Source organism: Gleimia coleocanis DSM 15436, from assembly GCF_000159015.1.
Lineage (GTDB): Bacteria > Actinomycetota > Actinomycetes > Actinomycetales > Actinomycetaceae > Gleimia > Gleimia coleocanis.
This window is the reverse complement of record NZ_DS999541.1, coordinates 28,551-45,042: the sequence shown is the minus strand read 5'-3', so window position 1 is coordinate 45,042 and position 16,492 is coordinate 28,551. Positions and strand designations below refer to the sequence as shown.

Sequence of the window (16,492 nt, the reverse complement as noted above, 5' to 3'; positions counted from 1 at the left end):
TGCGCTTATTCTTCTTTTCCGAGGACGTCGCGTACTGGTATCAGTATCGCTGCGCGGTACCACCTCGCTTGCTTCTGCAGTTTCACAAAAGCCGCTTAATGACAGCTGTTTCGGGCTTACCCGTCTGGTTCTAATTGGCGTTGTGGTTTGGCAGAGTTGCTGTTTTTCAGAACTATCTGCGCTACTTCGCTGTTCTTCCAGAGGCTCGTCGGTGATACCCAGTGTGGGTGTTAGTCATACTGGCCGAGTCATAACCAGTTTTATCTTAGCGACTTTTGGTTTAGTTCAGCAACCGCAGAACATTCTCCGTAATGAAAAATCGCCTCAGATTTCTCTGAGGCGATTAGCCGGGTGGCTGACGGGACTCGAACCCGCGACGTCCTGGACCACAACCAGGTGCTCTACCAGCTGAACTACAGCCACCATCGTTGTTTTGTGACAACAGATAAAAGATTAGCAGGTTTCTATTTAGAAACACAAATTATCCACTCTGTTACCTGCATTACTCAATATCTGCGCGCGAACTTGCTTTCCCACGTTTCCCCTGCGCGTGAACTTGATTTCGCACGCAAAGTCCACAGAACAAAAGTGGCGGGAGGAACACCTCCCGCCACTTCAAAAGCAAGGCAAACTCACCAGTGAGCACGCACAGAAATCGCGTCGGCGAAGTTACGCAATGCCTCCGGGGAAGAGTTCAAGTAAAGCTGAGCGTCCACCAGGGAAACCTCCATCACCATGAAAGACCCCTTACCGTCAGGAACGATATCAACCCGATTAAACAAGAACTGCTCGTCCCGACCCAGACGTTCCTTCACGTAAGCGTGTACGGCACGGCGAATCTGCTCACCCCAAGCCCATTCTTCAGCGGTTGCTTCACGTGCTACAGAGAGGGTTTCATGCATTGCTGCGTCAGTCACCTCAGCTGGGTGCAGCATTGCTTTCTTTTCTACAGCGTGAGAAACCAAACCATTAAAGAACACTAGGGATATTTCGCCCTGAGTATCAATTTCTTCACGGTAACGCTGCAACATGACGTCACGACCACTTTCCAGCAGATCCATCACGTGCAGAACGGCTGCCTGACGGGAAGCTGGCTTAATCGCAGAGTAACGACCAATATCTCGCAGACCAGAAGAAACCGCTGGTTTAATAACGAAGTCTTGTAAAGCGGGGAAACGAGAATGCACACGGTGCTTGGAAAGGTTGTCCCTCACCTCAATCCAAGTAGTTGGAATAATTGGCAAACCATACTTTTCCAATACCTGCAGATAATGCTTATCAGTGTTCCATTCCAACACGTCAGGATGATTAAGTAGACGTGGGACAGAACGCGCCCAAGCTAAAAATTCTTCACGACGAGTTGCGTAGTCAGATACAGAACGGATCACTACCAGACCAGCTTCAGCCCAGTCTACTTCTGGGTCATCCCAGCATTTAATCTGTGGGTCACAGCCTCGTTCAGCTAGCAGGTCAACCAGACCAGCTTCATCTGAATATAGGTTTGGCATTTCTTTCGAGGTTACAAGCGTTACGCGTGGTTTCATATCTCTACCTTAGTTTAAATAGCTACACATTAAGCTATTTTTAACCCAATCGTCCTATTGTAAAAGCATTTAATACTAGCTTAGCGCAGTCCAACACGACGAGTAAGCGCCATGTCAATCAGATGCGTAACCAACTCTGGATAGGAAAGCCCCTGCTGCTGCCACATCGTTGGATACATAGAAAACGGAGTAAAGCCCGGCATCGTATTAATTTCATTCAGGGACAGCTCATCAGTTTCCTCATTGTAGAAGAAGTCTACTCGAGACAACCCTTCACATCCCAAAGCGTCAAAAACCTTCACCGCCGCTTCCTGCAGACGCATTCGCACGCCCTCGGGAATATCAGCAGGAATGGAAAGAGAAACTGCATCCGGATCTTGGTACTTAGTTTCAAAATCATAAAAATCTGCGCCACTAACCGTAATCTCACCAACAGCAGAAGCACGTGGACCATCTAAGAATTCCAAGACACCACATTCCAACTCACGACCCGGAGTTGCTGCCTCTACAATCACACGTGGATCATGCCGACGCGCTTCCTCAACCGCCGCTTCCAACTGCGTAAAATCAGCTACGCGAGTAATTCCCACAGAAGACCCAGCCCGGTTAGGCTTCACGAAAACAACCTCCCCTAAAGCCTTAATACGTTCCAAGCAGCCCTCACGATCTTGCAACCATTGACGATCAGTAATGAGTTCCCAACGACCAACTGGAATCCCCGCCTGCTGGATAATCGTCTTTGTTAAATGCTTATCCATTCCCGCCGCAGAAGCCGTCAAACCGCAACCAACGTAACGCACGTCCGCGGTATCCAACAACCCCTGGATAGTACCGTCTTCCCCAAAAGGGCCATGCAACAGTGGGAAAACTACATCAACTTCACCCAAATCTTTAAAAACTTCCGGGTTCGAAGCAGAAAATTCCACCAGTCGGTTGGTGCCCGCTAAAAACGCCACCTGAGTGCCCTGTGCCTCCACAAACGCACCTTCTCCGTCCTTTAACGCATAGTGCTGTGGATCATCCAGCGCAGGCACCCATTGTCCTTCTAAAGTAATGCCAACTGGGACTACTTCAAAACGTTCCCGATCAATCGCTGCCATCACCGCAGAAGCAGTAGCACAAGAAATCATGTGTTCCCCACTGCGACCACCAAAAAGTAGCATAACGCGAGTCTTTACAGTGTTTTCAGTCATTTCACTCACCTTTTCTGTGGTTTATTACAGTGGAATATAAGCGGAAGTTTTCGGATCCCACACTTGAGTTGGTACAGGCTCGCCACGCAGTTGCGCCACCATTTCACGTATAGCCGTTTCCATACGACGGTTCGCTTCCGCTACTGTTTCACGGTCTTCAGAATCATGGTTGAGGTCGCTTAGATCAATCGCTGGGCCAGCCATTACGTGGATATCATGACGTTTCCAAATATTTGCCAGCGAGTTACGGAAGCGGTGCATGATGTTGTGCCCACCCCAGTGTGCGACTGGAATGACTGGTGCTCCTGTTGCTAAAGCCAGGCGTGCAGCTCCAGTTTTGAATTGCATTGGCCATAAATCTGGGTCTTGTGTGAGAGTTCCCTCTGGGAAAAATGCAATGGATTCACCGGCTGCGATCGCACGTTTAGCGGCTTCTAAGGCTTCCCCACTGCGGGAGGTTCCACGAGCGACAGGTACCATTCCAGATTTGGACAGAATGGTCTTTAGTACCGGCACGCGGAAGAGGGAATCTTTCGCGAGGGCGCGCACTGCATGTCCTTCGTCAGCGATGAAATGCATAACCAGGAACGCGTCTGCTTCGGTTACGTGGTTCATGATGACAATGAACGGCTGGTTTTTAGGGAAATTTTCCTGTCCGGACCAGTTGCGCTTAGTGATTGCATAAACGAGTGGACGACAGGCAGTTAGTACAAATTTGTACATTCCTTCAGGTGGTTTACTCACCGTTTCCCCCTTCCTCTTCTGGTTTCTACCCAGTTAGTGCTTAACCCTGTTTTCAGCGGGTAATTAACTCTACGTCAGCGTTTAGGGCGCGTAGTTTGGTGATGAAGTGTTCATAGCCGCGTGAAATTACGTCAATGCCGTGTACTTGAGATTCGCCTTCGGCAGCCAAAGCGGCAATCAGGTAAGAGAATCCCCCACGCAGATCTGGAACGGTAATTTCTGCGCCTCGCAGAGGAGTTGGACCAGAAATAACTGCAGAGTGCGTGAAGTTTCTCTGCCCGAAGCGACACTGTAAGCCGCCAAGGCATTCACGGTAGGTTTGAATGTTTGCGCCCATTTCTTTCAGTGCGCGGGTGAAACCTAAGCGGTTTTCGTAGACGGTTTCGTGAACGATTGACAGCCCCTGCGCTTGAGTGAGAGCCACTACCAGTGGTTGTTGCCAGTCAGTCATGAAACCTGGGTGTACGTTGGTTTCTAAAACGATGGAGTTTAGTTCGCCACCTGGATGCCAAAAACGAATGCCTTCGTCAGAGATATCGAAGGCTCCCCCAACTTTACGGTAGGTGTTAAGGAAGGTAGTCATGTCTGGCTGGTGTGCGCCTCTGACGAAAATGTTCCCACGAGTTGCGAGTGCGGCGGACGCCCAAGAGGCTGCTTCGATGCGGTCTGGGAGGGAGGTGTGTACGAAACCTCCAAGTTCCTTAACGCCTTCGATGCGGATTGTACGGTCAGTATCGACGCTCATAATCGCACCCATCTTTTGGAGTACGTTAATGAGGTCCATGATTTCAGGTTCGATTGCTGCGCCGCTGAGTTCCGTCAGCCCTTCTGCCATGACTGCTGTGAGCAGGGTTTGTTCCGTAGCACCTACGGATGGGAATGGCAGGTGAATCTTGGTGCCGTGTAGGCCGTCTGGAGCAGATAGGCGAATCCCGCCTTCTAGTTTTTCAACGCGCGCACCGAAAGCACGTAGGGTTTCCAGGTGGAAGTCAATCGGGCGACCGCCAATGTTGCAGCCACCTAAGTCTGGGATGAAGGCTTCACCCAGGCGGTGTAGCAACGGACCACAGAAGAGAATTGGAATACGTGAGGAACCAGCCAAGGCGTCAATGTCAGCTACGTGAGCGGTTTCTACGTTGGATGGGTCTAGCTGCAGAGTGCCGGAACCCTGGTCGTAGTTTACGTGGACGCCGTGTAGGCTGAGGAGTTCTGAGACTACGTCAACGTCGCGGATGAGCGGCACGTTTGATAGTACTGAAGGTTTGTTACCTAGCAGGGATGCCACCATTGCTTTAGGGACGAAGTTTTTCGCGCCTCGGACGGTGATTTCACCATTTAGGGGCTTGCCGCCGTTTACCCGCAGAATGCGTTCCATAGTCTCTTTCCTTAAAATTTCAGTTCTAATAACTGATTCTACTCTGTCTCTTAGAGTAGCGTTTACATCTAGAAACTTCCCTCTTAACATTCGTTAGTTTTTTCTCATCCTTTACAGGGTTTCTTAAATGCCCTCGGAAATTGAAAAATTTAAGTTGATTTAGAAAAAAGATTTGTCATCTCGAAAAGTGAGATGGCATAATTTCCTATATGGAGGAAGAAGTATCAACCGGTTCTGGTGTAGGCGTTCTTGATAAAGCCGCCTTAGTTCTCTCTGCTTTAGAAAGCGGGCCCGCTACCCTAGCTCAGTTAGTTGCAGCTACCGAGCTGGCGCGCCCTACCGCCCACCGCCTTGCTGTTGCGCTCGAACACCACAGGTTCGTAGCCCGCGATATGCAAGGTCGTTTTGTTTTAGGGCCACGTTTAAATGAACTTGCTTCCGTAGCTGGCGAGGACCGGCTGTTGGCTTCCGCAACTCCTGTGCTTGTAGCGTTACGTGACCACACTAAGGAATCCACCCAACTTTTCCGCGCGCAAGGCGACCAGCGGATCTGTGTGGCAGCTGCAGAACGGCAAATGGGGCTACGTGATTCCATTCCAGTTGGTGCGACCCTCTCTATGAAGGTGGGTTCCGCTTCTCAGATTCTTTTGGCGTGGGAAGAACCCGACCGCCTGCACCGTGGTTTATACGGGGCTTCTTTCAATGCGACTATGCTTTCTTCTGTCCGCCGCCGTGGCTGGGCTCAGTCGGTGGGCGAACGTGAAGAAGGGGTTGCTTCCGTTTCTGCTCCAGTGCGCGGCCCGGGTGGCAAGGTGATTGCGGCACTATCTATTTCTGGTCCGATTGAGCGCATGGGACGCCAGCCGGGTCGCCAGTTTGGTCCTTCGGTGGTGGCTGCTGCTAACCGTTTGTCTGAGTTCTTGCGTCGCGCTGAAGAAGCTGGCTTGTAGGCTTTCGTGCGGATCGCACTGGTTTCAGACTGTTTTTTACCGCGCGTTGGGGGGATTGAAACTCATGTCGCGCAGTTGGCGGATGCTCTAGCGCAGGCTGGGCATGAGGTGCGGGTTCTCACTACGACGGCAGTTGGGAATGCGTCTTTTCCTTTTCCCAAGGGCGGTTGCCAAAACTTAGCGTATGAAATTTTCCGTTTCGACACTAAGTGGACGCTGGGGCTTCCGTTTAATCCTTTTGCTAAACCACTTTTAGATCCGCATTTGCGCTGGGCAGAGGTTATCCATATTCATTTTGGAATGGTGTCTCCTTTCGCGAAGCTTGCTGCTGATTTGTGTGTTTCGTTAGGTAAGCGGGCGTTAGTAACCTGGCATTCGCATTTGGGTGATGCTATTTCTTGGTATCGGTTTTATGTTCCTTTCAGTAAGTGGTTGCGGGCTGGTTTTAACTTCAGTGCGGTTTCCAATGCTGCCTGTGGGGCTTTAGTAAAGTGCGCTGCCGCTGGGGCTTTCGCACAGGAGCAGGCTCCCCTGGTGTTGCCTAATCCTGTGGATTTATCTCACTGGGAAGCAGTGCGACAGAAAAGAGCCTTAACTCTTGCAGAGTTCCCTAAGTCTAAAAACCGTAGTTTTAAAGCAGTTACGGCTGCGCGGCTTTCCAAACGCAAACGCATTGCTCCTCTCTTAGAGGTTTTCCCTACCCGCCCTTGGGAACTCACTGTGTATGGGGGTGGCGCTTCGCAAGCGACGCTCACTGCCAAAGCAGCCCGCTACGCGGATAAAAGCATTCATTTTGCCGGAGCAGTTTCTGCCTACCGTTTAGCAGCTGCTTATGCTGAGGCAGATTGTTTCGTGTCGTTAGTAGAGTTTGAAGCTTTTGGAATCGCTGCGTTAGAAGCGCGTGCCGCTGGCTTGCCGGTGTTATTCCGGCGCGGTAACGGTATTGGGGATTTCATAACTGATGGTTTTGACGGGATTGCGTTAGAAAGTGACGCGTCTTTACCTCAGGTTTTAGAAGAGTTCCAAACTCATCCTGAAAAGCTTCGGGAACTGCAACATAATGCTGCGAATACTCCTGTAAATCTTTCTTGGGAGGCACAACTTCCCGCGTATTTGCAGGCTTACCATACTGTGTTTAACTAGCGTAACGCTCATATTCTCGCAGGGCTTTCGTCGCAGCTTCGCAGGCTTCAACAATTTTCCACTGGTCCAGGCGCTGTAGCTTTTTAATCTGACGCCGGGTTAAAGCAGGGATTTGCATGAGAGCCGGGCTGGAATCTGGGGTGGGTTCCAACTTGATCCCTAGAACTGCTTCTAATGCTCCGAGTTTGCAAAGGGGCGTGGGCGCGTCTGGCAGGGAAACCCAGTCACAGCGTGGAAGCAGAACTGGCTCCCCTACTTTAATTTCTGCGACCACTAGGCTAAGTTCATCCAGATGCAAAATATAGTGCGGTGTTAGATTTTTAATCCCTGCGGTCGCGTAGGTGTTCAGGATTGCTTGACTGCGGTAGTTAATGTACGTGATGGAGGTTTCTGAGTCTGTGCCAAATGGTGGTACTTCCGCCCAGTCACCGTCGTTGAGGATGTAGAACTGTCGCAGCGCTGAATAGCGTGGGATTAACCAAAAACTGGGGTCGTCGATTAGGTTCCATTGGTCGGTGACGGTGTTGAGCAGGTGGCTGGGGTATTCGATTTAAAGTTCTTCCCGCATGGCTTCAGTTAGGGTGAGCCAGTCAACTTCTGCGGGATTAACTAGGTAGAGTGCGTCAGCATCCCACGGAAGCACCAGCCAGTTTACGCCGGTTTCAGCATATTTCTGCGCGAGGATACGGCTCATTTCAAATTCATCAAAGAAACAGGCTGCGCTATTCCCGGGCAGGTTAGTTACTTTCCAAAGCCCCTTGAGCCAGCGGCTGGGTGCTAACTGGATACCTCCATCGGCAGTGATTTTTTCATGCAGGTTGAGGCGCGCATAGATTTGGAAGTCAGTTGATTGGGCTTCGGTTTGTAGGTGTTTGCTGAGTTCTTTGAAACTGAGGAGTTTTTCGGTGACGTTTCCGGTGTAGATGCATACGCCCATGGTTAGTAGCCCGTGTAGGTTTCCTTGGTGCCAGGGTTTTTGCGGGTTTGCGTTACTGCAGTAGTTGGCGGGTAGCAGGCGCGGCAGGATGGTTTCCAGGTCGAAGTTGAAGTCGCAGTTGCGTAGTTCGTAGCCGACTCCGTAGGCGTTGATTGAGTCTGGGTAGTCCCACATAGTTTTTCCTTTCGTTGCGGGTTTTCCTTGACTTTAGTGGGTTTTCCCGAGGGCGTGAAGTCCAGCTCTCTCATTTTGTGGATAACTTGACTGCCATAAACCGCCTGTGTACACAGAATTTAACTTTGACTCAATAAAGCTGTGGCTGGGAACACAGGTTTGCAATTTGCTTGTTACCAGCTAAGTCCGGTAGAGTTATTAAACGTGCCACGGGTTATAGAGTTTACCCGCGGAACACACCATGGGGTATGGTGTAATTGGCAGCACGAGTGATTCTGGTTCATTTAGTCTAGGTTCGAGTCCTAGTACCCCAGCGAAGTGTTTCAGTCATTAGACTTAACACCTTAGGCTCCCATCGTCTAGCGGCCTAGGACACCGCCCTCTCACGGCGGCGACACGGGTTCAAATCCCGTTGGGAGTACCACATTTTCGCCCGGAATACCGGGCTTTTTTAATACCCTCCCCAAGCTGTGTCTATACCCGCAGCTACATAAAAAATATCCGAGGACACTTACTTAATGCCCTCGGATATTTTATACGAAACGTAAACGACGTAGCCTAAAAACTGCTAAGTTAAGCAACTACTCAACGCAGAGCCGCACTCAATTTCTTGAAGCGCTCAATCGTAACTTCCTTGCCCAGAATCTCAATGGATTCAAACAATGGAGGGGAAACTGGACGACCAGAAATCGCCAGGCGCAGTGGGCCGAATGCGAAACGAGGCTTCAAGCCCATTTCGTCAATCAATGCTACGCGCATAGCAGCTTCAATAGTTTCAGTGGTGAAGTCAGAAACAGTTTCTAGAACTTCAATCCCCTTTTCCAGCACAGCCACAGCATCATCCCCAACCTTGGAAAGGGACTTTTCGTCATACTCAACAGTTTCAGTACCCAGAAATAGGAAACCAAGCATGCCAGTTGCTTCACCAAGCAACTGAATACGAGTCTGAATCAGCGGTGCACCTGCTACCAGGATTTCCTTTTCACGGTCAGTGAGTGCATCAAAATCAGTTGCAGACACCAGACCGTCAGTGTGCAGGTATGGAACGCAACGACGCATGAAGTCGTCAGTGTCAAGGCGACGAATGTGCTCAGCGTTAATAGCAATACACTTCTTCGCGTCGAAACGAGCTGGGTTTGGGTTCACGTTGTGAATATCAAACGCCTTAATCATTTCTTCAGGGGTGAAGATATCGTAGTCTGGGCTGATGGACCAGCCTAGCAAAGCCAGGTAGTTCAGCAGACCTTCACGAATCATGCCCTTTTCGCGGTGTAGCAGCAGGTTAGATTCTGGATCACGCTTGGAAAGCTTCTTGTTGCCTTCACCCATAACGTAAGGCAAGTGACCAAACTCTGGCATCTGCTGAGCAATACCCAGTTCCAACAGCGCGCGGTAAAGCACAATCTGTCGTGGAGTGGAAGACAGCAGGTCTTCACCACGCAGCACGTGGGTGATGTCCATGAGAGCGTCATCCACTGGGTTTACCAGAGTATAGAGTGGGTCGCCGTTGGCGCGAACAATTACGTAGTCTGGCACGGAGCCAGGCTGGAAGGTAATCTCACCACGTACCAGGTCAGTGAAAGTGATTGGCTCATCCGGCATGCGCATACGCAGAACTGGCTGACGTCCTTCTGCGCGGTATGCTTCCTTCTGTTCTTCGGTCAGGTCGCGGTCGAAACCGTCGTAGCCCAGCTTTGGATCACGCCCTGCTGCACGGTGGCGAGCTTCGATTTCTTCTGGAGTTGACCAAGATTCGTAAGCGTAACCAGCTGCGAGGAGCTTTTCAGCTACGTCCTTGTAAATATCCATGCGCTGTGACTGACGGTATGGTTCGTGCGGGCCACCCTTGAGGATACCTTCGTCCCAGTCCAGTCCCAGCCAGGTGAGGGAGTCAATAATCTGATTAAACGATTCTTCAGAATCGCGTGCCGCATCCGTATCTTCAATACGGAATACGAAAGTTCCACCAACGTGGCGCGCCCACGCCCAGTTGAAAAGGCAGGTACGCACCATACCTACGTGAGGGGTGCCAGTTGGTGAAGGGCAAAAACGAACGCGGACCTTGCCGCTAGTATTAGTACTCATAATATGTATATTTTACTCTTTTCTAGCGTCGGTATTAAATACTGTGTGAAATACTAGATGAGTAACTCCAAAAATTAAGGAACGAATATGAGTGAGCTCCTCACAACACCATCAATTTCCCAACTTCAATCAGCAGGTTCATTGAAATGGACCGCACCAGATTTCCTCCCCGCTTCTGAAATGCCCGTACGTGGTCACTGGGTGGCAGAAATGGATTATGCAACTGCACCGGTAGTACAAGAAGCTATTGAAAAAGCCGTTAAACAACAGTTCTATGGTTATCCTCCTGCCTGGCTAAATGCAGACTTACAGCGTGCAACTGCAAACTTCCAAAAACAGCAGTACGGTTGGGATGTGGCAGAAGAATCCGTGTATCCAGCTGCATCGGTTTTAGATGTGTTCCGCGCATTTTTAAAACTCTTACCCGCTGGCTCAAAAATTCTTGTCCCTACTCCTGCCTATATGCCATTCCTCTCGATTCCGCAATCTTTCGGAGTGGAAGTCGTACAAGTAAATGGCCGGTTCCGTGGTCGTGAATGGCGTTTAGATTTTGATCGCCTACGCTTATTAGCTGAATCTGCTGAGGCTTTAGTTCTATGCAACCCCTGGAATCCTACCGGCCGTGTTTTCACCCGGGAAGAGCTAGAAATTATCCGGAATATAGCGGTTGAAAAGGAACTGCTGGTTTTCGCAGATGAAATTCACGCGCCTCTAGTTTTACCTGGTTTTTCACATACTCCGTATGCTTCATTACCCGGCACCGCAGATCATACTGTTACTGCTACGGCTGCGTCTAAGGCTTTTAACATTCCTGGCTTACATTCAGCACAGGCTTTAGTTGCTGCTGATTCAGCGTTAGCTGGTCGCTGGTCTGAAGTTACAGGTTTTCTGGGTTGGTCAGCACCGTTAGGGTCTTTTGCGACGATCGCAGCTTATGATTCTGGTGAGCCTTGGTTGCAGGAAGTACGTGCTTATTTAGCAGATAACCTAGAGTTAGCGAAGTCGATTTTAATTCCTGAATCCGGTTGGTCTTGGCAAGTTCCGCAAGGCGGCTACCTTGGCTTCTTATCTTACGATAGTGGTCTAGCAAATTTCGCAATGCTTGCCGAGGGCGGTCTATCAGGAGTATTTTTCAAACGAACTGGTGTCGCCACTGTTCCAGGTAGCGCCTTAGGAGTTGGCTTCTCTTCTGGTGTCCGGTTTAACTTTGCTTCTTCAAAAGAAGTTTTAACAGAGTCTTTAGAAGCTTTAGCTAGCTTCAATTCCCTACTCTAACGTAGGTGTTAATAGTCAGTGGCGTTTATTGATGTGGGAACCTAAAATTCACTATTCATAAACGCCACCAGTTCTATTAACCGGTAGCTGAAATCAGACTCTCAAGTTTCACTATCTAAAACACGATTAGTTTTTACAGTAGCTGTTGCCTGCCAGGGATCTTCTGGCCACGGATGCTTCGGGTAACGACCACGCATTTCAGCGCGGACGGTTACATAAGTTTCATTAAAGAAATGCGTTAAATCACCGGTTACTGCTAGTGGACGGCCAGCGGGAGAAAGCAGCTCAATACTGATTTGCTTACCTAAAATAGTGGGGACGTTACGCCATCCGAAACATTCCTGTAGCTTCACTGAGATTGTTGGCCCCCGATCCGGATCAATAGTTACCGGTACTTCCCTGCCACTAGGGACTTTAACGACTCTAGGAACTAACTGTTCAATCTGCATAGCGGTTTCCCAACCTAAACTCAGACGCAGACCAGTCAAAGCATCTACTTCCGCACAAGGCCTCCCCACGCTTAGTTCTGTAATGGAAGTTCCCAAGAAAATTTCAAGGTTTTCACTTATCCAAGCAGAGTTAATCTGCGGATACGCATCATCTAAAGAATGCAAGTAGTTACAGGTGTCTGCCAGTTGCAGTGCAGGTTTCGTAGGTTTAAAAATACTAATCCAACCAGCTGGCTCACAATGTTGCAAAGCTTCAGCTAAGCAATCATAAACTTCCGTATCTGTTGCACTCACAGGCTTTTGGTGCAACGGTAAAGCTCCTAACGAAACTGTTTCAATCGCTTTGATAACGCCATTATTTACTTGCACTGAACGACTCACCTGCCGGTAAGCATCCGCTAAAAATAAAGCGGTTGGTTCAGAAATTTCCGCGCCTAAGCGTAGTTTGACTACCCCGTTTACACCTTGCACACTGGCTGCTGCCAGCCACTGGGCGGAAGCCAATTCAGATTCAGCTTCTACCTCGAACCCGGTTCCTCCCACGGAAGTAAAACGCACAGGCTTTAAAGTGGAAACCACTGTTCCCGGGTTAACCCGGCAGATACGTTGTGGGTAAGCAGCTCCAACAACAAGTCCTGGCCAATCCGCCTCAGATAGGCGACGTTTTGGAGCCTCAATCACCTGCGTATAGTCGGAACCCCATTGGGTGACTAAAGCTTTGAAACGTTTCACCAGCTGTGGGTCAGCACTGCGCATTGCAGAGTCTACAGACACCGCCCTCGGGAAAATCTGCGAGCCGGAAAGTACCGCCGCCACACGGGCCGCAACCTCGCTAGGGACGCCCCAAACGCAAGCGGAAAGTAAACCATGCGCCACCTGCGGCACCGTGGGAATGCTACTCAGAATCCGCCCCGAAGCAGAAATCTGCAGTCTATCAGCAGCAGTTTCCAACGCCCCAATGCCGCGCAAAGTGGCCTCTGCGCGAGCTAAAGCAGCAACAGGGAAAGCATCCAGAAGTTGCAAATCCGCTGGGCAACTCCACGCGTACGCCAGTAGCGTCGCCTCAGTTAAATCCGCAGCCAAAATCTCTGGAACCGCGTAACGCAACGCCCGCGCATAATCAGACTCAGAAAACGCTCGGTAAACTACGCCCGGTCCAGTACGGTTCGCACGACCTGCACGCTGCTGCATCGCCGACTGGCTGGCACCAACCGTCACCAAGTGAGTAGTTCCCGACGCCACCTCAAAACGCGGTACTCGCGAAACCCCCGCATCAACTACGCAATTCACACCGGGAACTGTCAGCGAAGTTTCTGCTATCTCCGTCGCCACAATCACACGTGCATCACCCGTGAAAGACAACGCCGTATCCTGCTCAGCTGCAGACAACTGCCCGTGCAGTGGGAAAGCTGGTACGCCCCGTTCCGTAAGCATAGTTACTAGACGCGTCGTATTTGCAATCGAATCTACAAACGCCAGCGCTGAGCCGTGTGCGTTGAAAGCACGCTCAATTACCGAAGCTAAATACTCTAAGAACGCAGCACTCAACCCACCCGCAGTTAAACCAGCCTCACGAAACGGAACCCACTTCGTTTCCAACGGGTACGGAGGTGTCTCAACCGAAATCAGCGGGCAATCTCCCAGAAGCTTCTGAAAACGCGCGGCATCCGCGGTTGCAGACATAGCAATAAGACGCAAATCATCGCGCAATAAAGCCGAGTCTAAGGCAAAAGCTAAACTTAAATCCGCGTCTAAATGGCGTTCGTGGACTTCATCTATAATCACCGCAGATACGCCAACTAAATCTGGGTCAGCAAGTAAACGCCTCAACAGAGTCCCCGTGGTAGTGAACTCAATGCGCGTAGACGCCGACACCCGCGTATCTGCACGCATCCGCCAGCCAACGGTTTCCCCAACAGGCTCCCCCAGTAAAGAAGCAACGTAACTGGCTGCTGAACGAACTGCCACGCGACGCGGTTGCGCCACAATAATCCGCCCCGCTTCGGCTGGTAGCGATTCTAAAAGCATCAGCGGAACCATAGTGGTTTTACCCGCGCCCGGAGACGCTGTTAAAACCAGTTGGTTTGAGTCTTCCAGGACGCGGTTTAGCCCGCTGCGGACCTGCATAATCGGCAGATCACAGCGGGCTAGAACCTCTGTAATCAGGCTTTTAGTCACTTAAACTTAGCGGCGCACAACCTGGTTGCGTAGTACGCCCAGGCCCTCGATTTCACATTCCACCACATCGCCGGCTTTGATTTCACCGTTGCCAGCTGGTGTGCCTACCAAGATCATGTCACCTGGTAGCAACGTGCAGGTGTGGGAAATGTATTCAATCAGTGCGGGAATCTTATGGATCATGTCGCGAGTATTACCCTGGTGGACAACTTCCCCGTTAATGCGGGTGGTGACTGCCAGGTTATAGACGTCTAGTTCAGGGTCGATGGTAATCCATGGGCCGACTGGGCAGGAGGTGTCGAAAGTCTTTGCACGCAGCATGGTGCGGTCTGCCAGTAAGCGGTCACGAGCAGTTACGTCGTTAGCGATGGTGTAGCCAAAGATTACGTCCTGCGCATCAGCTGCTTTAACGTCCTTGCAGAGGGTTTTAATGATTACGGCTACTTCCGTTTCAAACACGACTTCATTTGTCCATTCGGGCAGTACGATTGGGTCGTCTGGACCGATTACCGCGGTATTGGGTTTCATGAACACGATAGGTTCTTTGGGTTCTTCTGCGCCGGGGTTTGCTGGGTTGCGGAAGTTGAAAGCGGCACCCAGTACTTTGGAGCGTGGGATCATTGGGGAGAGTAGGCGTACGTCGTCGAGTTCCAGGATTTCGCCGGATGGTTCCACGGTTTGGAATAGTGGGTCACCTTTGAGAACCACAAGTTTAGTGGATTTTTCTTCGAGGGCGGCGTATTTTGGGTCTCCGCCGGCGCTAAAGCGTACAACTTTCATGGGGTCCTCCGACTTCATTGGTTTGAGGCTTTCTGTACCGTTTCTTATTATAGTCGGTTCTGGGGGTATGAGGGTTTATAAATCTTTGGGGTATGTTTTCGATTGAAAACATACCCCAAAGCTGTTGTCTTATTAAGTTACTTCCAGATGTCGCCTGGCAGTCCCTGTGGGAAGAACTCGTTGTCAGTTACCTTGAATACTGGCACTTCACCTGGTTTCTGCTTTAGCTGGGATTCCCAGTCCTTAAGTGCGCCAAGCGCATACTTAGAGAGCAGGAATAGAGAGAAGATGTTCAGCAATGCCATAAAGGCGGTAGCGATATCCGCGAGGTTCCAGGCGGAAGACAGGGACATGACTGCGCCCAGACCGATTGCTACTAGAACCATTGCCTTTAGTGGCAGCTGGGAAGCTTTCATGCCACGTAGGAAGTTCCAGTTGATTTCCGCGTAGGTGTAGTTACCCAAGATGGATGAGTAGGCGAATACGAAGATGATGATTACCATTGGGGTGCCTACCCAGTCGCCCAGGGAGTGCTGTAGGGATTCTACAGTTAATGCTGCACCGTCGTTGATGGACTGTCCTGGATGGTACAGACCAGAGAAGAGCACGATACATGCGGTAGCGGTACATACTAAGATGGTGTCTACGAATACGCCCAGTGACTGGATTAGACCCTGCTGTACCGGGTGCTTAATGGTCGCGGTTGCAGCGGCGTTTGGTGCGGACCCCATACCGGCTTCGTTTGAGAACAAACCGCGCTTGGTACCGTTGGTGAGGGCTGCGAAGAATGCACCTGCAGAACCGCCCACAACCTGATCGAAACCGAATGCGGACTTTACGATGAGTGCTAGTACTGCTGGGATTTCAGTGAAGTTAAGTACCAGTACTGCACCTGCCAGAAGCAGGTAAGCTAGCGCCATGGCTGGTGCCATAAGTTCTGCAATACGCGCAACTGGGCGGAGTCCGCCAAAGATGATTGGTGCGGAAAGGATGATTAAACCTAATGCAACTATCCAGGGTTCGTAGCCGAAATGGGCGTGAGCGACGTTTGCTATGGTGTTTGCTTGTACCATTTCAAATGCGAATCCGAAAGCGAAAATCAGGAATATCGCAAAGGTTGCGCCCCAACCTTTTGATCCTAAACCGTCTCTAATATAGTAGGCTGGCCCGCCGCGGAAGGTGTTGTCTGGACCACGTACTTTGAATAACTGTGCGAGTACGGCTTCCATAAAACCAGTTGCCATGCCTAGGAAGGCGATTACCCACATCCAGAAAATAGCTCCTGGCCCACCGGCGACAATTGCGATTGCTACACCAGCAATATTACCGGTACCTACTCGAGAAGCAATACCGATGGCAAATGCTTGGAAAGAAGAAATGCCGCCATTTGAATCTTGTCGTGATCCGAGGACGGCTTTTACGGCAGCTGGGAATAGGCGGATTTGCACTGCTTTTGACTTGATAGTGTAGTACAAGCCTGCGGTTATCAGGGCGAAGATGATATTCATCTCCATTGGGTTAGAGTAGATAGCTGCAAAAATATTTGCCAAGGTGGAGTCTACCTGCGTAAAAAGTGACTCACTTGGCAAGATAGTGCTATAGTGCCCGCTCATTGTTCCCTTTCATTTACTCTGTTAATGAGGATTACCTTCTCACACTACACCC

The 16,492-nt window shown here is 50.4% G+C and carries 13 protein-coding genes and 3 tRNA genes; 5 read left to right on the top strand and 11 right to left on the bottom strand.

Annotated elements, in window-relative coordinates; translation table 11 throughout:
- Positions 1 to 350: 350 nt before the first annotated feature.
- The 5 genes from HMPREF0044_RS01460 to murA all read right to left on the bottom strand — a co-directional run bounded on the left by HMPREF0044_RS01460 (position 351) and on the right by murA (position 4,856).
- Positions 351 to 423 (bottom strand) — tRNA-His (locus HMPREF0044_RS01460).
- Positions 424 to 632: 209 nt separating this feature from the next.
- Positions 633 to 1,544: an ATP-grasp domain-containing protein gene (locus HMPREF0044_RS01455; protein ID WP_006546323.1), complete on the bottom strand. Its 912-nt coding sequence runs from the start codon at positions 1,542 to 1,544 to the stop codon at positions 633 to 635.
- 80 nt (positions 1,545 to 1,624) lie between these two features.
- On the bottom strand, positions 1,625 to 2,737 hold the full coding sequence (locus tag HMPREF0044_RS01450) for a D-alanine--D-alanine ligase family protein (RefSeq protein WP_006546322.1): 1,113 nt from the start codon (positions 2,735 to 2,737) through the stop codon (positions 1,625 to 1,627).
- Positions 2,738 to 2,761: 24 nt separating this feature from the next.
- Positions 2,762 to 3,481, bottom strand: a complete 720-nt coding sequence (locus tag HMPREF0044_RS01445) for a lysophospholipid acyltransferase family protein (protein ID WP_141553805.1) — start codon at positions 3,479 to 3,481, stop codon at positions 2,762 to 2,764.
- A gap of 52 nt (positions 3,482 to 3,533) precedes the next feature.
- A complete protein-coding gene (murA, locus tag HMPREF0044_RS01440; RefSeq protein WP_040312673.1) occupies positions 3,534 to 4,856 on the bottom strand; it encodes a UDP-N-acetylglucosamine 1-carboxyvinyltransferase in 1,323 nt (440 codons plus the stop codon).
- Between the two features lie 209 nt (positions 4,857 to 5,065).
- On the opposite strand from murA, the gene HMPREF0044_RS01435 reads away from it, so the two are divergent.
- On the top strand, positions 5,066 to 5,806 hold the full coding sequence (locus tag HMPREF0044_RS01435; protein ID WP_006546319.1) for an IclR family transcriptional regulator: 741 nt from the start codon (positions 5,066 to 5,068) through the stop codon (positions 5,804 to 5,806).
- A 6-nt stretch (positions 5,807 to 5,812) separates the two neighbouring features.
- Positions 5,813 to 6,949: a glycosyltransferase family 4 protein gene (locus HMPREF0044_RS01430; RefSeq protein ID WP_006546318.1), complete on the top strand. Its 1,137-nt coding sequence runs from the start codon at positions 5,813 to 5,815 to the stop codon at positions 6,947 to 6,949.
- Here HMPREF0044_RS01430 and HMPREF0044_RS01425 read toward each other — a convergent pair.
- Both HMPREF0044_RS01425 and HMPREF0044_RS01420 read right to left on the bottom strand, forming a co-directional pair.
- Complete coding sequence (locus tag HMPREF0044_RS01425; protein WP_141553804.1) at positions 6,942 to 7,223, bottom strand: hypothetical protein; 282 nt, start codon at positions 7,221 to 7,223, stop codon at positions 6,942 to 6,944. The two genes, HMPREF0044_RS01430 and HMPREF0044_RS01425, sit on opposite strands and share 8 nt — an antisense overlap.
- Positions 7,224 to 7,499: 276 nt before the next feature.
- A complete protein-coding gene (locus HMPREF0044_RS01420) occupies positions 7,500 to 8,060 on the bottom strand; it encodes a hypothetical protein (protein WP_006546316.1) in 561 nt (186 codons plus the stop codon).
- Positions 8,061 to 8,302: 242 nt separating this feature from the next.
- Here HMPREF0044_RS01420 and HMPREF0044_RS01415 point away from each other — a divergent pair.
- Positions 8,303 to 8,374, top strand: a tRNA-Gln gene (locus HMPREF0044_RS01415).
- Between the two features lie 34 nt (positions 8,375 to 8,408).
- Positions 8,409 to 8,484: transfer RNA gene (locus HMPREF0044_RS01410), tRNA-Glu, on the top strand.
- 161 nt (positions 8,485 to 8,645) lie between these two features.
- Here the strand turns inward: HMPREF0044_RS01410 and gltX are convergent.
- On the bottom strand, positions 8,646 to 10,145 hold the full coding sequence (gene gltX, locus HMPREF0044_RS01405) for a glutamate--tRNA ligase (RefSeq protein WP_040312671.1): 1,500 nt from the start codon (positions 10,143 to 10,145) through the stop codon (positions 8,646 to 8,648).
- Positions 10,146 to 10,232: 87 nt separating this feature from the next.
- On the opposite strand from gltX, the gene HMPREF0044_RS01400 reads away from it, so the two are divergent.
- A complete protein-coding gene (locus HMPREF0044_RS01400) occupies positions 10,233 to 11,420 on the top strand; it encodes a MalY/PatB family protein (RefSeq protein ID WP_006546314.1) in 1,188 nt (395 codons plus the stop codon).
- A gap of 101 nt (positions 11,421 to 11,521) precedes the next feature.
- Here HMPREF0044_RS01400 and hrpB read toward each other — a convergent pair whose 3' ends face one another.
- From hrpB to HMPREF0044_RS01385, 3 genes are all read right to left on the bottom strand, one after another.
- A complete protein-coding gene (gene hrpB, locus HMPREF0044_RS01395; RefSeq protein ID WP_141553803.1) occupies positions 11,522 to 14,047 on the bottom strand; it encodes an ATP-dependent helicase HrpB in 2,526 nt (841 codons plus the stop codon).
- Between the two features lie 6 nt (positions 14,048 to 14,053).
- Entirely contained in the window at positions 14,054 to 14,827 is a 774-nt protein-coding gene (locus HMPREF0044_RS01390; RefSeq protein ID WP_040312669.1) for a fumarylacetoacetate hydrolase family protein, read from the bottom strand.
- Between the two features lie 137 nt (positions 14,828 to 14,964).
- Entirely contained in the window at positions 14,965 to 16,440 is a 1,476-nt protein-coding gene (locus HMPREF0044_RS01385) for an alanine/glycine:cation symporter family protein (RefSeq protein WP_006546311.1), read from the bottom strand.
- Between the last annotated feature and the right edge of the window lie 52 nt (positions 16,441 to 16,492).